22 protein-coding genes are annotated in these 21,525 nt (G+C 61.1%); 13 read left to right on the plus strand and 9 right to left on the minus strand.

Annotation, left to right across the window (positions count from 1 at the left end; all coding sequences use genetic code 11):
• Positions 1–89: 89 nt before the first annotated feature.
• Together fba and B9Z49_RS20310 are read left to right on the plus strand one after the other, a co-directional pair.
• Positions 90–1,154, plus strand: a complete 1,065-nt coding sequence (gene fba, locus B9Z49_RS20305) for a class II fructose-bisphosphate aldolase (protein ID WP_108355263.1) — start codon at positions 90–92, stop codon at positions 1,152–1,154.
• Between the two features lie 74 nt (positions 1,155–1,228).
• Positions 1,229–2,137: a phosphoribosylaminoimidazolesuccinocarboxamide synthase gene (locus tag B9Z49_RS20310; protein ID WP_108355264.1), complete on the plus strand. Its 909-nt coding sequence runs from the start codon at positions 1,229–1,231 to the stop codon at positions 2,135–2,137.
• 66 nt (positions 2,138–2,203) lie between these two features.
• Here the strand turns inward: B9Z49_RS20310 and B9Z49_RS20315 are convergent, their stop codons facing one another.
• Positions 2,204–2,569, minus strand: a complete 366-nt coding sequence (locus B9Z49_RS20315) for a hypothetical protein (RefSeq protein ID WP_108355265.1) — start codon at positions 2,567–2,569, stop codon at positions 2,204–2,206.
• A gap of 153 nt (positions 2,570–2,722) precedes the next feature.
• On the opposite strand from B9Z49_RS20315, the gene B9Z49_RS20320 reads away from it, so the two are divergent.
• Positions 2,723–3,244, plus strand: coding sequence for a DUF962 domain-containing protein (locus tag B9Z49_RS20320; RefSeq protein ID WP_108355266.1), 522 nt, complete (start codon positions 2,723–2,725; stop codon positions 3,242–3,244).
• A gap of 77 nt (positions 3,245–3,321) precedes the next feature.
• Here the strand turns inward: B9Z49_RS20320 and trxA are convergent, their stop codons facing one another.
• On the minus strand, positions 3,322–4,275 hold the full coding sequence (gene trxA, locus B9Z49_RS20325) for a thioredoxin (protein WP_108355267.1): 954 nt from the start codon (positions 4,273–4,275) through the stop codon (positions 3,322–3,324).
• Between the two features lie 81 nt (positions 4,276–4,356).
• Between trxA and purE the strand changes: the two genes are divergently transcribed.
• Genes purE through B9Z49_RS20340 form a run of 3 tightly spaced genes read left to right on the plus strand, consistent with a single transcriptional unit; the run spans position 4,357 to position 7,078 of the window.
• Positions 4,357–4,866, plus strand: coding sequence for a 5-(carboxyamino)imidazole ribonucleotide mutase (gene purE, locus B9Z49_RS20330; RefSeq protein ID WP_108355268.1), 510 nt, complete (start codon positions 4,357–4,359; stop codon positions 4,864–4,866).
• Positions 4,863–6,053: a 5-(carboxyamino)imidazole ribonucleotide synthase gene (locus B9Z49_RS20335; protein ID WP_108355269.1), complete on the plus strand. Its 1,191-nt coding sequence runs from the start codon at positions 4,863–4,865 to the stop codon at positions 6,051–6,053. Before purE ends, B9Z49_RS20335 begins: the two co-directional genes overlap by 4 nt.
• Positions 6,054–6,061: 8 nt before the next feature.
• Positions 6,062–7,078 carry an L-threonylcarbamoyladenylate synthase gene (locus B9Z49_RS20340; RefSeq protein ID WP_108355282.1) on the plus strand — a complete coding sequence of 339 codons (1,017 nt, stop codon included), beginning with the start codon at positions 6,062–6,064 and terminating at the stop codon, positions 7,076–7,078.
• 121 nt (positions 7,079–7,199) lie between these two features.
• Here the strand turns inward: B9Z49_RS20340 and B9Z49_RS20345 are convergent, their stop codons facing one another.
• The 3 genes from B9Z49_RS20345 to dacB all read right to left on the minus strand — a co-directional run bounded on the left by B9Z49_RS20345 (position 7,200) and on the right by dacB (position 10,446).
• Entirely contained in the window at positions 7,200–8,474 is a 1,275-nt protein-coding gene (locus B9Z49_RS20345; RefSeq protein ID WP_108355270.1) for a lipase family protein, read from the minus strand.
• A gap of 118 nt (positions 8,475–8,592) precedes the next feature.
• Positions 8,593–8,847, minus strand: coding sequence for a SemiSWEET transporter (locus tag B9Z49_RS20350; RefSeq protein ID WP_108355271.1), 255 nt, complete (start codon positions 8,845–8,847; stop codon positions 8,593–8,595).
• A 45-nt stretch (positions 8,848–8,892) separates the two neighbouring features.
• Positions 8,893–10,446 carry a D-alanyl-D-alanine carboxypeptidase/D-alanyl-D-alanine-endopeptidase gene (dacB, locus tag B9Z49_RS20355; protein ID WP_108355272.1) on the minus strand — a complete coding sequence of 518 codons (1,554 nt, stop codon included), beginning with the start codon at positions 10,444–10,446 and terminating at the stop codon, positions 8,893–8,895.
• Between the two features lie 101 nt (positions 10,447–10,547).
• On the opposite strand from dacB, the gene B9Z49_RS20360 reads away from it, so the two are divergent.
• From B9Z49_RS20360 to gap, 6 genes are all read left to right on the plus strand, one after another.
• A complete protein-coding gene (locus B9Z49_RS20360; RefSeq protein ID WP_199225125.1) occupies positions 10,548–11,531 on the plus strand; it encodes a DMT family transporter in 984 nt (327 codons plus the stop codon).
• Positions 11,528–12,334, plus strand: a complete 807-nt coding sequence (gene tsaB / locus B9Z49_RS20365) for a tRNA (adenosine(37)-N6)-threonylcarbamoyltransferase complex dimerization subunit type 1 TsaB (RefSeq protein ID WP_108355274.1) — start codon at positions 11,528–11,530, stop codon at positions 12,332–12,334. Before B9Z49_RS20360 ends, tsaB begins: the two co-directional genes overlap by 4 nt.
• A gap of 14 nt (positions 12,335–12,348) precedes the next feature.
• The gene (gene rimI, locus B9Z49_RS20370) at positions 12,349–12,846 is read left to right on the plus strand and encodes a ribosomal protein S18-alanine N-acetyltransferase (protein WP_108355283.1); all 498 of its coding nucleotides are present in this window, start codon (positions 12,349–12,351) and stop codon (positions 12,844–12,846) included.
• Positions 12,847–12,854: 8 nt separating this feature from the next.
• Positions 12,855–13,784, plus strand: coding sequence for a uracil-DNA glycosylase (locus B9Z49_RS20375; RefSeq protein ID WP_108355275.1), 930 nt, complete (start codon positions 12,855–12,857; stop codon positions 13,782–13,784).
• 180 nt (positions 13,785–13,964) lie between these two features.
• Positions 13,965–16,016 (plus strand): transketolase, encoded by a 2,052-nt coding sequence (gene tkt / locus B9Z49_RS20380; protein ID WP_108355276.1) that lies wholly within the window; start codon positions 13,965–13,967, stop codon positions 16,014–16,016.
• 142 nt (positions 16,017–16,158) lie between these two features.
• Positions 16,159–17,166 carry a type I glyceraldehyde-3-phosphate dehydrogenase gene (gene gap, locus B9Z49_RS20385; protein WP_108355277.1) on the plus strand — a complete coding sequence of 336 codons (1,008 nt, stop codon included), beginning with the start codon at positions 16,159–16,161 and terminating at the stop codon, positions 17,164–17,166.
• A gap of 192 nt (positions 17,167–17,358) precedes the next feature.
• Here the strand turns inward: gap and brnA are convergent, their stop codons facing one another.
• From brnA to B9Z49_RS20405, 4 genes are all read right to left on the minus strand, one after another.
• Positions 17,359–17,685: a type II toxin-antitoxin system BrnA family antitoxin gene (gene brnA / locus B9Z49_RS20390; RefSeq protein WP_233254741.1), complete on the minus strand. Its 327-nt coding sequence runs from the start codon at positions 17,683–17,685 to the stop codon at positions 17,359–17,361.
• Complete coding sequence (locus tag B9Z49_RS20395) at positions 17,682–17,948, minus strand: hypothetical protein (protein WP_199225126.1); 267 nt, start codon at positions 17,946–17,948, stop codon at positions 17,682–17,684. Before B9Z49_RS20395 ends, brnA begins: the two co-directional genes overlap by 4 nt.
• Positions 17,920–18,195 (minus strand): BrnT family toxin, encoded by a 276-nt coding sequence (locus B9Z49_RS20400; protein ID WP_108355279.1) that lies wholly within the window; start codon positions 18,193–18,195, stop codon positions 17,920–17,922. Before B9Z49_RS20400 ends, B9Z49_RS20395 begins: the two co-directional genes overlap by 29 nt.
• A gap of 105 nt (positions 18,196–18,300) precedes the next feature.
• Positions 18,301–19,932, minus strand: a complete 1,632-nt coding sequence (locus B9Z49_RS20405; protein ID WP_108355280.1) for a GMC family oxidoreductase — start codon at positions 19,930–19,932, stop codon at positions 18,301–18,303.
• Positions 19,933–20,147: 215 nt separating this feature from the next.
• Here B9Z49_RS20405 and B9Z49_RS20410 point away from each other — a divergent pair, with 215 nt between their 5' ends.
• Entirely contained in the window at positions 20,148–21,299 is a 1,152-nt protein-coding gene (locus tag B9Z49_RS20410) for an alkane 1-monooxygenase (RefSeq protein WP_108355281.1), read from the plus strand.
• The last annotated feature ends 226 nt before the right edge of the window (positions 21,300–21,525 follow it).

Here is a 21,525-nt window from a genome sequence, read left to right on the forward strand (position 1 = left end):
GCCCGTCGAAGGCTTTAAAATCTCGCCCAGTTACTCGCCGGAGACATTCCGGCGCTGCCCCCTCTTCAACCTTCCGGGAATTCACCACCATGGCACTCGTTTCTATGCGCGAGCTGCTGGACCATGCGGCCATCAACGGCTACGGCATTCCAGCCTTCAACGTCAACAACCTCGAGCAAGTCCAGGCCGTCATGATGGCCGCCGACGAGGTCGGCGCGCCTGTCATCTTGCAAGCCAGTGCTGGTGCCCGCAAATACGCAGGCGAGCCTTTCATCAAGCACCTGATTCAGGCCGCCACTGAGCAGTGGCCCCATATCCCACTGGTCATGCACCAGGACCACGCCCAAAGCCCTGCGGTTTGCCAGGGCGCGATCCATCTGGGTTTTTCGTCGGTGATGATGGACGGCTCTTTGCTGGAAGACGGCAAAACACCTGCCGACTTTGGCTACAACGTGGACGTGACACGCCGTGTGGTGGACATGGCCCACTTGTTGGGCGTGTCGGTGGAAGGTGAACTGGGGTGCTTGGGCAACCTCGAAACCGGCGAAGCTGGTGAGGAAGATGGCATTGGTGCGGTGGGCAAGCTGGACCACAGCCAAATGCTGACCGACCCCGAAGAAGCCGCCCAATTCGTGAAAGCCACAGGCCTGGACGCCCTGGCCATTGCCATTGGAACCAGCCATGGCGCTTACAAGTTCAGCCGCAAGCCCACGGGCGATATTTTGGCCATCAGCCGCGTCAAGGAAATTCACAAACGCATCCCCAACACCCATTTGGTGATGCATGGTTCCAGCAGTGTGCCGCAAGACCTGCTGGCCATGATCAACCAGTACGGCGGCCAAATGAAGGAAACGTACGGCGTACCGGTCGAGGAAATCCAGGAAGCCATCAAGCACGGCGTGCGCAAGATCAACATCGACACCGATATCCGATTGGCCATGACAGCGGCGGTGCGCAAGTTTCTGTTTGAAAACCCCGACAAGTTCGACGCCCGCGAATGGCTCAAGCCCGCCCGCGAAGCGGCCAAACAAATTTGCAAGCAGCGTTATTTGCAGTTCGGCTGTGAAGGCCAAGCGCCCAAGATCAAGGGCGACAACCTGCAGGTAGTGGCCGCCCGTTATGCGCGTGGTGAATTGGCCCAAGTGGTGAACTGAGCCTGAGATAATGGACCCGAATGGCCCGTTGACTGTTCAACGGGCCTTTTTCTTTTTTGCTGGACTGTTTTTCCATGACCTCTGCGCTTCATACCTCTGCCTTGACGTCCTTGCCCCTGTTGGCGCGTGGCAAGGTGCGCGACAACTATGCGGTCGGCGAAGACCGCATCCTGATGGTGGCGTCTGACCGCATCAGCGCGTTTGACGTGATCATGGGCGAACCGATTCCGGGCAAGGGCGTGTTGCTCACGCAAATGGCGCTGTTTTGGTTCGACCAGTTGGGCCCCAAGGGCCTCAATATCTGCCCGATCCACCTGACGGGCGATGCCCCCGAGTGCGTGGTGAGCGCCGAAGATGCGCCACATGTGACGGGTCGCTCCATGCTGGTCAAGCGCCTCAAACCCATCCCGGTCGAGGCGGTGGTGCGTGGCTATCTGGCGGGCAGCGGCTGGAAGGAATACCAGGACAACCAAGCCGTGTGCGGCGTGAAACTGCCCCCGGATCTGAAAAACGCCAGCCGCCTGCCCGAGCCCATCTACACGCCCGCAGCAAAAGCGGCGGTGGGTGAGCACGACGAAAACATCACCTTTGAGCAAACCGTGGCCATGATCGGTGCCGACCTGGCCACCCGCATCCGCGACATCAGCATCCAGCTGTACAAGGCGGCGCGTGACATCGCGGCGGTCAAGGGCATCATCATTGCCGACACCAAGTTCGAGTTTGGACTGGACGCCGACGGCACCTTGGTGCTGATGGACGAGGTGCTGACACCCGATTCATCGCGTTACTGGCCTGCCGATAGTTATGCAGAGGGTGTGAACCCCCCCAGCTACGACAAACAGTTTTTGCGCGACTGGTTGGAAACCGCCCAGATCAACGGCAAGCACTGGGACAAGACCCCGCCTGCGCCTCGTTTGCCGCGCGAGGTGATCGAGAAAACGGCGGCCAAATACGAAGAGGCGATGAAGAAGCTGATGACCTGAAGTTGGCGAGATTCAGCCGAAAAAAAGGCGCTGCATGGCAGCGCCTTTTTCTTGGGGATTGGGACATCAGCTGGTGAAGGCCAAAAGCGTCATGGCATCGAGCAGCCAGGTGGTGCCTGCCACCAGCAAGCTGGCGCTGGCGACCAGACGGCCACGCGGGTGCAGGCAAGCGCCCCAAAAAGCGGCCAAGCAAACCAGCTCTAGGCAGCCGCGCATCCACAGGTAACGGCTGCTGCCCACCAGGTTGGCGGATTCGGGGCTCATGAGCACGGCATACAGGAAAATGCCTTTGACCAGCCAGAGTGCAGCGCCCCAGTGCAAGGACGGCAGTTGCGCCAGAGGGCTGCGGCTGGGCACGTTCGAGCGCACAGGCGCACCGCCGAGCAGGCATTGCAGCTCTTCAGGGGTGATCAGGGGTTGGACGTGTGACATGGTTCAAAATGAATTCGGAAGTGGTGTTTTAATTCTAGTGGGCATCCACTGGAAAACCGGTTGACACAACCCGCTTGGCGGGCCAAAACCGGTAAATATCTGTAACGACAAGTATTACATTAGGTGCTTTGGCTGCCCGAATGAGAGGATCAAATGACGCTTTTCCGACCTGCGACGCCGTTGATGGTGCAGTACGCCCATTACCACCGCGATCGTCGCAACATCGCCACCCATTTGGTGGGCATTCCGCTGATTTTCCTGTCCATCGGCGTCTTGCTGCTGAGCCCGGCCTGGTCTGTGGCGGGTCAGACTTTGACGCTGGCCTGGGCCATGTGGGCACTCACCAGCCTGTGGTACCTGAGTCGGGGCGATGTGTTGTTGGGCGCGGCCACCTCCTTGGTCAATGGCGTGCTGATCGCCGCCGCCCATGAGGTGCCACCCCTGGCGCAAGCCTTGGGGTTGGCGGTTTGGCAGGCGGGCTTGGGCCTGTTTCTCATTGGCTGGGTTTTACAGTTCATTGGCCACTATTTTGAGGGCCGCAAACCGGCTTTTGTGGACGATGTGGTGGGCTTACTGGTGGGGCCCATGTTTGTGGTGGGAGAGGTGCTCATGTCGGCAGGCTTGCTGCAGCGCATGCGCATGGACATCGAACGTCAGGCCGGGGCCATTCATTGAGCGCTTGCTTGGCCCTGTGCTGAAAAAGCCCGATCAGTCTGCATCGTCTGCAGCGGATCGGGCTTTGGCGTGTGGTTTCAGTTGAGCATCATGCTCAGCTTGCGCCGGTAGCTGGAGATCATGGCCATGTGCGGGTCTTCTTGCATGGCGGCTTTGCCCATCAACTCGATGCCGCCTGCGGACTTGCCGGTGGCGTCTTGCGTTTTGGATTTGGGGGGCGTCATCAGTTCCAGCAGGGCGACAAAGGTTTTGCGTGGGGCTTCCTCGTCCCACTTTTTGTCGCGCATGATGATTTCCAACAATTCGTCCAAGGCCGCTTCCCATTGGCCGATCGCAATCAGCAGGCGGCTTTTGGAAAAACGGGCTTCAAAGTCACGTTTGTTCTGGGCAATCAAGGCGTCAAACTGGTCCAACTCCCATTCACCACGGGGGTCAGTGGTCACAAACTCCAAGGCTTTGAGCCACTGGGTTTGCGCCTCAAAGCGCAGCGGCACCGGGATGCGGGACATGGCCGGGGCCAGCAAGGCGGCGGCCTCGGCCAACTCGCCCAAGCCAATCAGCAGTTTGACCAGGTCAAAACGGGCGTCATCGTTGCCCGGGTTGGTGGCCAAGGCTTGCTCTAGTGCGGCGCGGGCGCTGTGCTCGTCGCCCGCTTGCAGGTGTTGCTGCGCTTCCTCGGCGGCAACCTGGGCTTGCAGTTCTTCGGCAGCAGGCAGGTGTTTGTCCAGGAACTGCTTGACCTGGCCTTCGGGCAAAGCGCCCATGAAGCCATCGACGGGCTGGCCGTTTTTCAGCAAGACACAGGTTGGGATGCTTTTGATGCCAAAGGCCTGGGCCAGTTGCTGTTCTTGGTCAGAGTCGATTTTGACCAGCTTGAAGCGGCCTTCGTAAGCGGCTTCGACTTTTTCGAGCACAGGGCCCAAAGACTTGCATGGGCCGCACCAAGGGGCCCAAAAATCCACCAACACGGGCGTGGTCATGGAGGCTTCGATCACCTCGGCTTCAAAGTTTTGTATCGTGACGTCCATCATGGTGGGCAGTGTTCCGGGTTGTGTTTCAGACCCCAAGCGGGTGAAACCTTAAAATTCAAGATTGATCACGAAAAGCACCCAATGACTCAAGCGCTCATCGGCGTCGTCATGGGTTCCAGCTCCGACTGGGACACCATGCAGCACGCAGTCCAGATTCTCCAACAGTTTGGCATCCCTCACGATGCCCGCGTGGTTTCGGCCCACAGAATGCCGGACGATATGTTCACTTATGCAGAAACCGCCGCTGCGCGCGGCTTGCAAGCCATCATCGCGGGCGCAGGCGGCGCAGCCCACCTGCCCGGCATGCTGGCGGCCAAAACCGTGGTGCCGGTGCTGGGTGTGCCGGTGCAGACCAAAGCCCTGTCAGGGGTGGATTCGCTGCACAGCATTGTGCAAATGCCCAAGGGCGTGCCGGTCGCCACCTTTGCCATTGGCGCAGCCGGTGCAGCCAATGCGGCTTTGTTTGCGGTGGCCATGCTGGCCAACAACAACCCGTCCCTGCGCCAAAAGCTGGAAGCTTTTCGCGCCGAACAAACCGCTGCAGCCCGCGCCATGACACTGCCGCCCGTTTCACCAACAGGTGCCGCATGAGCCGCGCCATTCTTCCGGGCGCCATGGTCAATGGCCAAATGGCCACTTTGGGCGTGATGGGCGGCGGTCAGTTGGGCCGCATGTTCGTTCAGGCGGCGCAGGCCATGGGTTACTTCACTGCGGTGCTTGACCCCGATGCCGCCAGCCCTGCTGGCTTGGTTAGCCATCACCACATCCAGACCGATTATTTGGATGAGCAGGGTCTGGCGCAGCTGATGCAGCGCTGCGCCGCCATCACCACCGAATTTGAAAACGTGCCCGCTCCGGCGCTGGTGACGCTGGGCGCTCACCGCCCGGTGGCGCCAGCGTCCGAGTCGGTGGCGATTGCGCAAGACCGCGCCGCCGAGAAAGCGCACTTTGTGAGCTGCGGCGTGCCGGTGGCCCCGCACGCCCTCATCGGGAGCCCTGCGCAGCTGGCTGCCGTGAGCGCAGAGTTGCTGCCCGGCATCCTTAAAACGGCCCGCATGGGCTACGACGGCAAAGGCCAGATCCGGGTCAAGACTCGCGAAGAGTTGACCGCTGCTTGGGACCAGCTCAAAAACGTGCCTTGCGTGCTCGAAAAAATGCTGCCGCTGCAGGCCGAATGTTCGGTCATTGTGGCCCGTGGGGCCGATGGGCAGATGGTGAATTTTCCGGTGCAATCGAATCTGCACCGCGACGGCATTTTGGCTGTGACCCGCGTGTACGACGGCGCAGTTCCCTTAGACGTGGCGGCGCAAGCCGTGGCCGCCACCCGCGCCATTGCCGATGGCCTTCACTACGTGGGCGTGCTGTGCGTGGAGTTTTTCTTGCTCGAAGGCGGTCAGCTGGTCGTGAACGAAATGGCACCCCGCCCGCACAACAGCGGCCACTACACGATGAACGCCTGCGACCAGTCGCAGTTTGAGTTGCAGGTGCGCACGCTTGCGGGTTTGCCGCTGACGCAGCCGCGCCAGCATTCGAGCGCCATCATGCTCAACCTGCTTGGCGATCTGTGGCCTGAAGTCACGCCCACAGGCAAAGGCCCAACCACCCCCGCATGGGCCCAAGTGCTGGCGCTGCCTGGCACGCATTTGCACCTGTACGGCAAGTTGACGGCTCGCCCAGGCCGCAAGATGGGCCACCTGAACATCACCGGTGCAACACCCGAGGCCGTGCGTGCCACTGCCTTGCAAGCGGCGGCTTTGCTGGGGATTGAAGCGTTTTAATGACCGCCATGATCCTGAGTGCCTCCCCTGCTGCCATTGCGCAGGCTGCACTGGCTTTGAGTGACGGCCAGTTGGTCGGCCTGCCCACCGAGACTGTTTATGGTTTGGCAGCCAACGCGATCGACGACGCGGCCGTGGCAAAAATCTTTGCGGCCAAGGGCCGTCCGTCAGACCATCCGTTGATCGTGCACGTGGCCAGCCGGGACCAAGTGCCGCTGTTTGCAGCGCAGGTGCCCGAGTTTGCGCAAGCCTTGATGGCTGCTTTTTGGCCCGGGCCGCTCACTTTGATCTTGCCGCGACTGAGTGGCGTGGCTTCGGCATCGGCTGGTGGGCAAGACTCGATTGGTTTGCGTTGTCCTTCGCACCCGGTGGCGCAGGCCTTGCTGCAGGCTTGCCTGCCGCTGGGCGTGTTGGGTGTGTCGGCCCCCAGTGCCAACCGCTTTGGCCGCGTCAGCCCGACCACCGCTGCGCATGTGCAGTCCGAGCTGGGCCCTGATTTGTTGATTCTGGATGGCGGCGAGTGCGAGGTGGGCATCGAGTCGACCATCATCGACTGCACGCGGGGTGAGCCCGTTTTGCTGCGCCCGGGACAGATCACGCGGGCGCAGATCGAGGCCTCTTGTGGTCGGGCTGTTCGGGGCAAGGATGCGCAAGAGGAGGTCAGCGGCCAAGCCGCACCGCGCGCATCGGGCACGCTCGAATCTCATTACGCGCCCCGCGCCAAGGTGCGCCTGATGTCAGCAGACGAGATCGCCCACAAATTGCAAGCCCTGGGGCCACACGCCAACAACTTGGGGCTGTGGTCGGCCGAGCGACCTGCGAGCGTGCAGGCCATGGGTTCAGGTGTGGGCGCTGGCGTGTTGTGGCGCGAGCAAGCCACCTCGGCCGAGCAGGCCGCGCACGACTTGTTCGGTGTCTTGCGTGATTTGGACGCCCGAGGTGTGATGCAAATTTGGGTGCAATTGCCGCCCGACACCCCCGAGTGGGAAGGCGTGCGCGACCGCTTGCAGCGGGCGGCTGCCTAAGAGATTGACTCATCAGGCGAGAGCAGGGATTGCGGGGTGGTGACTCGCAGTCAGGCCGATGGGTTACATGGGATAAAAAATGCCCGCAAAAAGCGGGCATTTTCAAATTTGCCTGAGATGCTTACTTCACAGCGTCAAACAGCGATTTAGCGGCGGCATGGCAGAACGGGGGTTCGTAAGTGCCGTGGTAATTACCGTAATAGGCGATAGGGTCCTCAGCCAGTACCTTGGCGTAGACAGCTTGAATGGTTGGGTCCACGTCCACCGATTGGACGTTTGTCAGACCTTTGGCATCGAATGCGGCTTTCATCACCGTCTGGTGAATAGCCGGTGGAACAGTCGGGTCTCCACTGCCGCCGCACAACAAAACCTGGGACTTGGGTGCCCAGTCAAGCAGGTCGTTCTTTTTTGCAGCCAAGAATGTGGCGTTGTTCGGGTTGGTCAGGATATCGCTGCTGAAGGCAGACTGGAACAAGGCATCACGGGCCTGGTTGGGTGTTTCACCCTTCATACCTGGCAGCTTGCCTGAAGTAACCAAGGTCGTGTAGTTCAAGTTGGGGCTTGGCAACAGACTTTCAATGCCTGCGGCATAAGGTGCTTTAAATGCATCATTGACGTTGCTGTAAAGGTTGCCGTAGATTTTTTGCCAAGCGGTGACAAGGTAGGGCACAAAGAACTGGTATCCAGCAATGGCCTCAGTCAGTTTCATGGAGCCAGACAGATTGTAGGGGCCTGCAAGGTGCGCGCCAGCAGCCACTTTAATTTCACCGGAAAGATTCTTTTCGATTTCGCGGTGTGCCGCCATTGATGCATGTCCGCCTTGAGAGTATCCGGTGAGCATGACTTTGCCATTGAGGCTGCCACCTTGGGACGACACCGCGTTTCGCGCAGCACGGATCGAGTCGATGACCGATGTGGCTTCGGAGTCAGCGTGCAAATAAGGGTGGTAGCTGTAGTTGGACTTGGCAAAACCCAGGTAGTCGGTGGCGACCACGGCGTAGCCTTGGCCTGCGTACATGGCGGCCAACAGGCCTGTTTCAGAGTCGAGCGGGTTGGCCAGTGTGCGTGGCTTTTGCACATCGGTCCCTTTCGCGTAGGCCACCAGTGGGGCTGCTGCCGTGCAGTCGGCTCCAGAGGGCAGTAGCAGCACGCCCGAGGCATTGGAGGACTCACCTTTGGCACCTGGGGTGACATAGTTGAGTGAAATGACCTTCACATCGCACTTGGCTTTGCCGCTCAAGCCTAACAAGGGTCCCCCATCGAGTTGGGCTTTGGTCAGTGTTGCCAACGTTGACGGAGGGTCAATCAATGCACCGTTGACCGGATCGGAGCCACCACAAGCAGCCAAAAGTGCAGCAGCGCTGATGAGGGAAAGACTGAGTTTGAAAGATGCCATGTTGAAGTCTCCTTTGGATTCATGAAAATCGAACGATCGTGCGATTCTTGCAAATCCTAAAGCTTGTATTCCTTGTGGGCCATGGGGTTAATACCCATTTGCCGGTATCCATTTGGGCTCAGCGGTAGCGCAACTTCATCACCAAAATCATCAGCGCCAGGCTGGTAGTGATGACGTTGGCGATGATGATGGGCCAAGCCACCATCAAGATGCCGTAGACCAGCCACAGCGCCACACCTGAGGTGAACAGGCTGTACATGCCCAGTGAGATGCCGCTCACGTCGCGGGTGCGAAAGGTGTGCCAAGCTTGCGGGATGAAGCTGGCGGTGGTCAGGAAGGCGGCCACAGAGCCGACCCAGTCGATAAGGTCCATGTTGGGACTCCTTGTATGCGTGTTGGAGAGGGGTGCTAGAGGGGTTCAGCGTGCTTTGCTGCGTTGCACTGTTTGGGGTTTGCGAGGCTTGGCAGGGTCCGAATCCATGTCGCGCACGGTCCATTCCAGCAGCTGGTCCAGCGCGGCCCGACCCTGCTGGGCGTTGGGGTGGTGCAGCACCGCCACCAAGGTGTAGCGCTGGCCGCTTTGGCCTTGAACATAACCGGCCACAGAGGCCACGTCGCGCAAAGAGCCGGTTTTGAGCCAGGCGTTGCCGATCACAGGCGACAGAGGGCTGCGCTCTTTGAGGCGGGCGGCGGTGCCATTCACCCCGGCAATGGCCAGCGAGTCGACAAAATGCCGGGCGTGCGGGCTGGCGTGCGCGGCCTGCAGCAAGGCCGTAAGGGCCTGGGCGGTGCTGCGCTCGCTGCGAGACAGGCCCGAGCCATTGTCCAGGATCGGCTCGTTGTGTCCGGCAAAGCCCTGTCGCCACCACTGCGACAGCCGCAGGCGCGAAGCTTCAAAGCGCCCGGGCGCGCCCAACTCGCTCGACAGCGTCAGGAACAGCTGCTGCGCCATCACGTTGTTCGAGAATTTGTTGATGTCTTGGATGATCTCGGACAAGGGCAAGGAGGGCACTTCCAGCAGCTGCTTTGCCGATGCCGGGCGTGTGCCGTAGCGCACCTGCCCCGTAAGCTGTCCGCCCGCACCTTGCCACATGGCCAGCATGACGCGGGGTGCATAGGCCTCGGGTTCGGGGTAGGCCACGGGCCATTCGCGCTCGCCACAGCTGGCCGGGTAGCGACCCGCAAAGCGCACTTGCTCGGGTTGGCTGAAGTCGGCCTGCAGCTGGCGACGCCAGTCGCTGCAAGGGGCCTGGCTGAGCGGCAGTTGCGTGGGGGCAGAAAAGCCGGCCAGCGGCGGCTCAAAGCGCACCTGCACCTGGCCGCTGGCGGCATCGGGCGTGAATTTGTAGACCACCGCCTTGAAGTTGAGCAGCAGCCCGTCCGGCCCCACGTTGTAGGGCCTGAGGGGTTCGTCGTCAAAGGGTTCGCTGCGTTCGCGCACATCGAACACGCTGCGGTCGAGCACGATGTCGCCACGCACCTCGCGCACGCCCAACACCCGAACCTGCGCCAGCAGCTCTTGAAGCCGCTCGACCACCAGCTTGGGGTCCCCGCTGCCGCGCACGATCAGGTTGCCCTGCAGCACGCCATCGCGCAAGGGGCCGTCGGCGTACACCCTGTTGCGCCAGACGTGGTCGGGCCCCAGCAGGCTCAAGCCGGCGTAGGTGGTGAACAGTTTCATGACCGAGGCGGGGTTGACGCTGGCTTGTGCGTGGTGCGACAAGTGCCGTGGCTGGCCGCTGCTGGACGCTGAGCCACCGGACAAGGGAGCGATGAGCACGCTCAGGGCCGAAGGGGGAATTTGGGCTTGCTGCAGGGTTTGCAGGACAGGCCGGGGCAGTGTAGATTGAGCGGTACTTTGCGCATGGGCAGGCCAGAGCAAGGCGGTACTCAGCGCCAAGGCAGTACAGGCAGCAAAGGCAGCGTGGGCCAGGGTGAATAAAAATGGGCGCTGGGCGCGGTAGCGGGTCATCGGGCGAGTCTAACGGGGACCAGGAGGTACACGCAGACCTGCGGGGTCGTCAAAAGGCGGCACAGGTCGCGCCTGTGCAGAGGCCCCGTATGATTCGGGCCATGCGATTTTCTTCAAAAACCGTGGGGCTGGCTTCGGCGGTCGTCACAGTGCTCATCTGGACGGGTTTCATTGTCATTGCGCGGGCCTCGGCGTCTCGGGGCTTGCTGCCTTTAGACATTGTGCTGGCCCGTATTCTGGGGGCCAGCGCCGTCTTGTTGCCTTGGGCTTGGTGGCTGATGCGTCCGGCACGCCAGGCCGGTGAAAAAGTCGGATCTTTGTGGGGGCTGTCGCCCCTGCCTTTGCGCCAGACGGTGCAAACCGGCCTGCTGGGCGGCTTTTTGTACGCCGTACTGGCCTACACCGGTTTTGTGTATGCACCTGCCACGCACGCCTCGGTGCTGATGCCCGGCAGCTTGCCCTTGTGGACCACCTTGCTGGCCTGGCTTTTTCTGCGCGAAAAAGTGGCCACCGCCCGTGCCGTGGGGCTGGGCTTCATCGTGCTGGGCGATGTGTTGGTGGGCGGTGCGAGTTTGCTCATGGCCTTTGATGGCGGCGAGGTCTGGAAGGGCGACTTGTTGTTCATGGCGGCAGCCCTGTGCTGGTCCAGCTACAGCGTGTTGGTGCGCAGCCATGGTTTTGACGCGGTGCGCGCCACCATGGCCATCACTGCATTTGCCTTTGTCTGCTTTGTACCCTTGTTCGCGGTGTTGGTGGGCTTGTCCATCCTGCCCACGCAGCTGCACCAAGCCCCTTGGTCTGAAATCTTGTTCCAAGCCGTGTTCCAGGGTGTGGGCTCTGTCGTCATTTCGGGCATCACCTTCACGCAGATGGTGCGCCACTACGGCCCGGTGCGCTCGACCATGATCACGGCGCTGGTGCCGGGTTTGTCGGCGCTGGGGGCGGTGTGGTTTCTGAGCGAGCCCATGCACTGGAATTTGCTGGCTGGGCTGGCGCTGGTGACCAGTGGCATTTTGTTTGGTGTGCGACAGGCCAAAAAACCTGTTGTTGCGCCCATTTCGCCTCCAACTGGAGGCCAGCCATGAGCACCAGCGCCGAGCGCCGCTGGCTGGCCTTTGACACCAGCACCGATGTGTTGTCTCTGGCCGTGGCCCGTGGCGAACAGGTCTGGGGCCAAACCCTGCCCGGCGGTGCGCAGGCTTCGAGCGGTTTGATTCCGGCGGTGCTGGCTCTGCTGGCCGAGGCCGACATGCCGCTGTCCTCGCTGGATGCCATCGTCTTCGGTCGGGGGCCGGGGTCGTTTACCGGTTTGCGCACCGCTTGCGCCGTGGCGCAAGGCCTGGCTTTTGGGGTCGATTTGCCCGTGTTGCCTGTCGACACTTTGCTGGCTGTGGCTGAAGAGGCCCGCTGGGCGCAAGTGCACGCAGGGGCTGTTGCGCCCGACACCGTGCTGACCGTGCTGGCGCTGCTCGACGCCCGCATGGACGAGGTGTACAGCGCCGCTTACCACTGGGAGCCCGTCCCGGGGGCAAGTCTTGGGCGTTGGCAAGAGGCCTTGCCCTTGCAAGTGGGTGCCCCCGAAAGATTGCAGATGCCCGATGACCGCGTGGTGCTTCAAGCAGGCAACGCCTTTGCCGCGTATGGCGACCGACTGCCCCGTGTGGCAGCGGGTGGCTTGCGCTGCGAAGCCCTGCCCACCGCCGCCGCTTTGCTGCGCCTGGCCCCTGCCTTGTGGGCGCAGGGCCTGGCCGTGCCGGCCGAGCAAGCCATGCCGCTGTACATCCGCGACAAAGTGGCCAACACCACCGCCGAGCGCGAGGCCATGAAAGCACACGCCCTGCAGGCCCAGGCTGCTTTGGCTAAGGCCGCAGCGCAGCCCTTACTCTGACTATGAATCTGTCCATGAAGCCCGCGCCAGCCGACGAGAATACCCAGCCCTCGGAGGCCACGCGCAACCGCGTCACGCTCGCCCCCATGACGCAGGACGACCTGGACGCGGTGATCGCCATCGAGCAAACCGCCTACAGCCATCCCTGGACACGGGGCAATTTCCGCGACTCGCTCAACCCCCTGTTTGAGGCCCAATGCCTGTGGCTGGACGCTGAATTACTGGGGTACTTTTTGGCCATGCACGGTGTGGAAGAAATGCACCTGCTCAACATCACCGTCGCCCCCGCGCACCAAGGCCAAGGATGGGGCCACATGATGCTGGACGCTTTGTCGCTCATGTCGCGCCATACAGGCGCGCAATGGTTGTGGCTGGAGGTGCGCCAAAGCAACCTGCGCGCCTTGCAGGTGTATGCGCGCTACGGCTTCAAGCAGATCAGCATCCGCAAGGATTACTATCCCGCAGGCCGCCTGCAGCGTGAGCATGCGGTGGTGATGAGTTTGAAACTGTGAGCCCCAACATGAGCGACCCCACCCGATTTGACCTGGACGACCGCCAACGCGCCATGCTGGCCGAGATGGGCGTGCGCGTTTGGTGGCCGCAGCGCAGCGATGCCGCGCCAATCGCTGTGGCGGGCGATGCACCGACTGCGGCCGTGGCCGCATCGATACCGACGCCAGCACCAGCGCCTGGCGTGTCCGGCGCTGCAGGGGCTGCAGGGATTGCTAGTTCAGTGCGTCCCGCACCGCCTGCACTGCCCCTTGTGCCTGCAGTGCCATTAGCCCGCCCCGCAACGCGTGGTCCTGTGGCCCCAGTGCAGGCGCAAGGACAAGTTTTTGCACCCATGCCTGAAGGTCTGTCCAGCATGGGCTGGGCCGAGCTGCAAACGGCCGTGACATCCTGCCAGTCGTGCGCCCTGTGCGCTGCTCGCCAAACGCCAGTTTTGGGCTCGGGCCAGGGCGCCGCCCGGTGGATGGTGGTGGGCGACTTGCCATCGGAAACCGATGGCCATCAGGGTCAGCCTTTCACCGGGCCAGAAGGCGTGCTGCTGGACAACATGCTCAAGGCCGTGGGCGTGCGCCGCCAAAGCTCATCCGGCAGCGCCGACGCCAGCGCTGATGCGCCCGAGGCCTGCCTGACCCACGCTGTCAAATGCCGCCCACTGAACGGGCGCAACCCCGAGACCGCCGAGTTGGTCACTTGCGCGGGCTATTTGTCGCGCCAGGTCGCGCTGGCGCAGCCCCGTGTCATTTTGGCCATGGGCCGTTTTGCCATCCAAAGCCTGCTGGGCAGCACCGAGCCCATGGGCAAACTGCGGGGCCGCTTGCACGACTTTCAGGGGGTGCCGGTGGTGGTGACTTACCCACCGTCGAGCTTGCTGCGCAACCCAGCCGACAAGGCCAAGGCATGGGCCGATTTGGTGATGGCTTTGTCGGTGGCCCACGACTGACAACTGCCTTTAAAGGGTGCTGGCCGGTCTGCCTAATAGGCGGTCTTGATCTGGGCTGGTTGGCGGCGGTATGCACTTCCTTGGCAAGGTCTGCCGACAGACTGCCGGCATGGCGCGTCTGAGGCTCTGACAACCGTTAAAATGCCGGGTTTACCAGAATACTTCCCCGGAGCTGACCCCATGGCCAATCAACAACAAATGGCAAACGCCATCCGCGCCCTCGCAATGGACGCTGTTCAACAAGCCAACTCGGGTCACCCCGGCGCCCCCATGGGCATGGCCGACATGGCTGTGGCGCTTTGGGGCGATCACTTGCAACACAACCCCAAAAATCCCCATTGGGCCAACCGCGACCGCTTTGTGCTGTCCAACGGCCACGGCTCGATGCTGATCTATTCGGTGCTGCACCTGACCGGCTACAAGCTGCCGATTGAAGAACTCAAAAACTTCCGCACCCTGCACAGCAAAACCGCTGGCCACCCCGAAGTGGGCGTGACCCCCGGCGTGGAAACCACCACCGGCCCACTGGGCCAAGGCATCACCAATGCCGTGGGCATGGCGCTGGCTGAGAAGCTGCTGGCCGCTGAGTTCAACCAAGACGGCCACAAAATCGTTTCACACCATACCTACGTATTTTTGGGTGACGGCTGCCTCATGGAAGGCATCAGCCACGAAGCCGTGGCCCTGGCCGGTGCCTGGAAGCTGAACAAACTGATCGCCCTGTACGACGACAACGGCATATCGATCGACGGCCAAGTGGCTCCGTGGTTCATCGACAACACGCCTCAGCGCTTTGCCTCCTGCGGCTGGAACGTGATCGACGCCGTGGACGGCCACGACGCCGCTGCCGTGTCTGCCGCGATTGCCGCCGCCAAGATCAGCGCGGACAAACCCAGCTTGATTGTCTGCAAGACCGCCATCGGCAAAGGCTCGCCCAACCGTGCAGGCACCTCCAAAGCCCACGGCGAGCCGCTGGGCGCTGAAGAAATCAAACTCACCCGCGAAGCCTTGGGCTGGACGGCTGAGCCCTTCAAGATCCCCAAAGAAGTCTATGCAGACTGGGACGCCAAAGTGGCTGGCAAAGCCCGCGAAGCTGAGTGGAACACCGCTTTTGCCGCCTACAAAGCCGCCTTCCCCGCACAAGCCAAAGAGTTTGTGCGCCGCATGAAGGGCGACTTGCCCAAGAACTTCAACCAGGTAGCGTTTGACGCCGTGGTCGCCGCCCACACCAAGGGCGAGACCGTGGCCAGTCGCAAGGCCAGCCAGCTGGCGCTCGAAGCCTTCACCGCCGCCTTGCCAGAAATGCTGGGCGGCTCGGCCGACCTCACAGGCTCTAACCTCACCAACACCAAGAGCACCCCCGCCTTTCGGGTGGACCTGGCCGGTGACGTGGTCAAGACAGCTGATGGCTCGGCTACCGAAGGGGCCTCCAAGATCGGTCGCCACATCAACTATGGCGTGCGCGAATTCGGCATGGCCGCGATCATGAACGGCGTGGCCCTGCACGGCGGCTACATCCCCTACGGTGGCACCTTCCTCACTTTCTCTGACTATTCACGCAACGCCATCCGCATGGCCGCGCTGATGAAGCAGCGCGTCATCCACGTCTTCACCCACGACTCCATTGGCCTGGGCGAAGACGGCCCGACCCACCAGTCCATCGAGCACGCCGCCAGCCTGCGCCTGATCCCCGGTTTGGACGTGTGGCGTCCCGCCGACACGGCCGAAACCACCGTGGCCTGGGCCGTGGCCCTGCAAAACGCGAACCGTCCTTCAGCCCTTTTGCTGTCGCGCCAAAACTTGGCCTACTCACCCAAGAGCGATCTGGGCGACATCAGCCGTGGCGCGTATGTGCTGTCTGAGCCCGAGCACGTCGGCATCAAGAAGACCCACGGCGTGATCATCGCCACCGGCTCTGAAGTGCAACTGGCCCTGGCCGCGCAAAAACTGCTGGCCGAACGCAAAATCGGTGTGCGCGTGGTCTCCATGCCCAGCACCAATGTTTTCGATCGCCAAGGCAGCGAATACAAGCAAAGCGTGCTGCCCAAAGGCCTGCCCCGTGTGGCGGTCGAAATGGGCTCCACCGACGGCTGGTGGAAATACGGCTGCGCCGCGGTGGTCGGGATCGACACCTATGGTGAGTCGGCCCCAGCGCCTGTGCTTTTCAAGCACTTCGGCTTCACTGCAGAAAACGTGGCCGACACCGTCCACGCTGCGCTGCTCAAGGCCTGATTGAGACCCGCCGGATGAACCCCTTCAGTGCCATGGGTTTGACCCAGCGCTGAAGCCATGTTCAGGGATCAGGCCCATGCAAGGGTGTTGGTTTCAAATCCGGTTACGTCACCGATTCGTAACTTTTTTCTGAGGCTTTCACATGACCATCAAGTTGGGCATCAACGGATTCGGCCGCATCGGCCGCTTGGCGCTGCGCGCCGCCCTCAAGCACGGTTTCAATGACATCCAGATTTTGGGCATCAACGACCCCAAGCCCGCCGACTACCTGGCCTACATGCTCAAGTTCGACAGCGTGCACGGGCGTTTTGATGGCACGGTGGACTTCACCGAAGACACGTTGATCGTCAACGGCAAGAAGATCAAGCTCTCGCATGAGCGCGACGCCCACAACCTGCAGTGGGGCGCTATGGGCGTGGACACCGTGCTCGAATGCACAGGCCACTACCTGACCGAGCCCACCAGCCAAATGCACATCGTGGCTGGCGCAAAAAAGGTCGTGATCTCGGCTCCTTCCAAAGACAGCATCCCCATGTTCGTCTATGGTGTGAACCACAAAAAATACGCAGGCGAAGCCATCGTGTCGAATGCGTCATGCACCACAAACTGCTTGGCCCCCGTGGTGAAAGTGCTCAACGACAAATGGGGCATCAAGCGCGGCCTCATGACCACGGTGCACGCCGCCACCGCCAGCCAGATGACCGTGGACAGCTCTTCGCGCAAAGACTGGCGTGGTGGCCGTGGCATCCTCGAAAACATCATCCCCAGCAGCACGGGTGCCGCCAAGGCCGTGGGCGTGGTGATTCCCGAGATCAAGGGCAAGATCACCGGCATGGCGTTTCGCGTGCCCACGTCTGACGTGTCGGTGATTGACCTGACGGTGGAACTGAAAAGCGACGCGAGCTACGCCGAAATTTGCGCCGAGATGAAAGCGCAAAGCGAAGGGCCCCTGAAAGGCATTTTGGGGTACACCGAAGAAAAAGTCGTCTCCACCGACTTCCGAGGCGAGTCCTGCGCCAGCGTGTTCGATGCGACCGCCGGCATTGCCTTGGACAAGACCTTCGTCAAGATCGTTGCTTGGTACGACAACGAATGGGGCTACGCCAAGCAGTGCCTGGAGATGGTGCGGGTGGTGTCCAAGAAGAAGTGATCTGAACGGGCAGGCAGCGCCAGGGCTCCCCTCAGAGGCTCAGAGGCGCTTCGCTTTGCCACATCGCCCCTGCGGGGATCCCTGGCGCTGCCATGGGGGGCATCGCTCAAAGCGCCTTCGGGCGCTTTTTGCTTGTGTGCGGTCATGGCGGGGATGCGGATGCCCCGGGGGAATTGCCGGCCTAGGCGACCTTCAGCGGTGCGTCGCAACTTTAGGCGTCCGTTGTAACGGCACATGAGAATTCGTCGCCTGAAGGCGCTCGGCCAGCCAGACCTTGATCACGGACTGCCGCGTAACCCCCAGTTTGCTGGCTTCGCGATCCAGCGAGTCAACCATCCATGTTGGGAAATCAACATTTACCCGCTTGTGCTCCTGCAACACGCGCCTGGCTTTGGACAAGTCCAAAGAAGCCGTGATGTCTGCGCCATCATCAAACGCTTGCTCAAACTTTTTAGCTTTCATAAAGTGCCACCTCTTCTGTGCGTGCGCGACGTACGGCTGTTGCACTATTTCGTTCATGAAGCCGCCAAGCGTTTGCGCGTGGTGGTTTTTGTACGAACAGACAGAACTTGAGTTTCGTGAGCAAAAGCCAGCATGCTGGCCAAAGCCTTATTGACGGCTTCAGAAGTCGGAAACGCCTTCAGAATTTCGGGCTGCAACACCACGACATTGCTGCCCTGCGCGAAATGTTTAAGGTGCTTGCCGCGAACACCCTTGCCCAGTTGGTCGCGCTTCAATTCAGGAATATCCAGATCAGCCATTTTTGTAGATGTCTTTTTCATATCGGGTTGCCTTTCTTGCGCTGATGATTCGAATGCTGTTGCGACGCTCCGTGTGAACGACCACTAAAAGTCGCTCCTTATTTGAGATTCCATAAGTTCGGCTCCGGTCTTCATCCATTGAGTGATCAGAGTCCGAAAAAGTCAAGGCCAATGCATCTCCAAAAACGCTGACAGCCTCGTCAAAAGACACGCCATGCTTGAGCAAGTTGCTTTGTGCTTTTTGATTATCCCATTCGAACTTGAACATGCGGGTTCCTTACATTGAAGTTCTCAGCCGTCCGCCCCGATTAATTCTATGCTCGCTGAGCAGGCCGCTTGGGTGAGACCTTGAGACGAGCGGGCCTTCAAGAACTCACCAACCAGGAAAATCCACAAGATCCCTAGAAGGGATTGATGTCTGGCTGCCCCGAATCCAATCCGCTGCCTTCTCCGCAATCATGATCGTCGGGGCGTTGGTGTTGCCGCTCACGATGCGCGGCATGACCGACGCGTCGACCACGCGCAGGCCCGGTACGCCGTGCACGCGCAGCTGAGCATCGACCACCGCCATGTCGTCTTGCCCCATGCGGCAGGTGCCTACCGGGTGGTAGACCGTGTCGGCGTGTTGGCGTATCCAGTGTTCGAGTTGTTCGTCGCTGAGCGCATCGGCAGACGCTGCCCACTCTTTGCCATACGCGGCCAAGGCGGGTTGGGCCAGGATGCGCTGGGCTTGGCGAACCCCGTCGCGCAAGCGCTGCAAATCTCGCGGGTCGCTCAAAAACTGGGGGTCAATCAGCGGTGCGCTGTTCGGGTTGCGGTCGGCCAATTGAACGCGGCCACGGCTGTCGGGTTGCAACAAGCACACATGCAAAGAGTAGCCATGCCCCAGCGTGAGTTGGCGGCCGTGGTCCACCAGTTTGGCCACCACAAAGTGCAGCTGAATGTCGGGGTGCGCCTCTTCAGGTCGGCTTTTGTAAAACGCACCGCCTTCTGCGAAGTTGGTGGTGAGCGGCCCCTTGCGGTGCTGCCGCCATGCCCACAGGGCTTGCAAGGTGTGCCATGTGCCCCGGGGTGAGACGCCGATCAAATCGGTGTGACCCGGCGCATCGGCCACCAGCACTGCGTCCGGGTGGTCGTGCAGGTTTTCGCCCACGCCGGGCAAGTCGCGCAGCACCTCGATGCCCAGGCTTTGCAAATGCGCAGCAGGCCCAAGACCTGAGCGCATGAGGATGGCGGGTGACTGAAAAGCGCCTGCACTCAAAATGATTTCGCGCCGAGCAGTCAGGGTCTGTGCCTTGCCACCCTGCAAGGTGTGCACTTGCCGCGCCACGCCATCTACCAAACCAATGCGGTCCACGGTGATGCCGGTCATGACGTGCAAGTTGGGTCTGCCAAGGTTGGGGGTGAGGTAGCCCTTGGCCGCGCTGAAGCGCTCGCCAGCCTTTTGCGTGACTTGGTACAGGCCCACGCCTTCTTGTGTAGGGCCATTGAAGTCAGCGGTGTGCGTCAAGCCCGCTTGCACACCCGCCTCAACAAAACGCTTGGCGAACGCATTGGGGCTTTGCAGATCGGCCACGTTCAAAGGGCCGTTTTGGCCATGCCATTTGTTTTGGATGCGCTCGTTGTGCTCGGCCTTCAAAAAGTAAGGCAAGACCTCGGACCAGGACCAGCCCGTGCAACCCATCTGGGCCCAGGTGTCGTAGTCAACCTGTTGGCCACGAATATAGGCCATCGCATTGGTGGAGCTGGAGCCCCCCAAGGTGCGGCCTCGCGGCTGAAAACCGATGCGGCCGTTCAAGCCGGGCTGCGGCACGGTGTTCAGGCCTTGCGAGACGATTTCGGTGCGGGCCATGAGCGCGATGCCCGCTGGGCAATGGATCAAGGCGCTGGTGTCGGGCGGCCCGGCCTCGATCAGGGCGACCTGCACAGCAGGGTCTTCGCTCAAACGGGCTGCCAGCACACAACCGGCTGAGCCACCGCCCACGATCACGTAGTCAAATTCCATGAATTCCCCCCGTCCAAATGTTTTGTACGTCCAATATAAGGGCTCAAGCGTGTCGCGGCGTGTCTTGTGTGCATCAGGGTTTTTCCCAGCAAGCCCCTCGTCATGGCGACATCTCGTTGGCCCCAAAATCCCTCACAATGGCACCACATTTGGAGACAAGTTATGCGTGCCGTCCTTGAGTTTGTTGGCCCGAAACGCTTCAGCAGGCATCAGCCGTGAACAGTCCAAGCATCCCACTCGACGAGGCTTGGCAAGACAAGCGCTGGTGGTGGCTGCTGAGCCCTGCCATCCCGTTGGCGTTCACGGGGTCTTTGCTGGCCTTCGTCTGGTCAGGCCAATGGTGGTGCATGCTGCTGGCCCCGTTGGTCATCCATGTCTTGTTGCCCGTCCTTGACTGCGTGTTGGGCGAAGACTTCAGCAACCCACCCGAGTCGGCGGTGGCTCAACTCGAACAGGATGTGTTTTACCGCGCCATGGTGTGGGCCTATGTGCCCCTGCAAATGATCGGCACGGTTTTGGGCGCCTGGATCGCGGTTACTCAGCCGCTGCCCTGGTTTGGTTATGCCGCCTTGGTGTTGACGGTCGGTGCCATCAACGGCGTGGGCATCGGCACTGCGCATGAACTGGGCCACAAAAAGGAGGCCCTGGACCGGTGGCTGTCCAAGGTCGCCTTGGCGCCCAGTGCGTATGGCCACTTTTTTGTGGAGCACAACCGGGGTCACCACAAACGGGTGGCCACCCCGGAAGACCCAGCGAGCGCACGCATGGGCGAAAGCTTTTGGGCTTTTTTGCCGCGCTCGGTGTGGGGCAGCCTGCAGTCGGCCTGGACATTGGAGCAAGAGCGTTTGAACAAACTGGGCATGAACGTTTGGCATCCCCAAAACCACAATCTGCAGGCTTGGGGCCTGACGCTGGTTTTGTTTGGCGCTCTGGTGGCATGGCTGGGCTGGATGGCTTTGCCCTTTTTGGTGCTGCAGGCCGTGTACGCGGCCTCGATGCTGGAGGTGGTGAATTACATCGAGCATTACGGTTTGCTCCGTCAAAAAGACAAAGCCGGACGCTATGTGCGCTGCGAGCCCGAGCACTCTTGGAACAGCAACCACTTGGTGGGCAACCTTGTGTTGTACCAACTGCAAAGGCATTCGGACCACCACGCACACCCCAGTCGGAGATACCAGGCGCTGCGACATTTCGAGTCTGCACCGCAACTGCCCGCAGGCTACGCGACCATGATTTCAGTGGCTTATTGCCCACCGCTCTGGTTTGCCTGGATGGACCACCGCGTGATGGCGCACTATGGCGGGGATTTGGGGCTGGTCAATCTGCAGACATCGGCTCGGCAAAGACTCATTCGGCGATGGGCCTGATTGTTCTGCCCTCTTTAAGGCTGTAACAACATCCAAGGGATGGCTTTTTTGTAGGAGCCCACCCCGTGGGCGATGGCTTTGAGGGCGTGTTCCACGCCCATCGCCCACGGGGTGGGCTCCTGGTATGGATTGACCTGTCAATAGGTGCCGGTTGTTTTTCAGCTTTCTCTCTCTGTTTCTTTTGTCTTCTCGGTCAGTGACTGTGGATCAGGGACTACGAGGCTGA

This window comes from Limnohabitans sp. 2KL-51, assembly GCF_003063645.1.
GTDB lineage: Bacteria > Pseudomonadota > Gammaproteobacteria > Burkholderiales > Burkholderiaceae_C > Limnohabitans_A.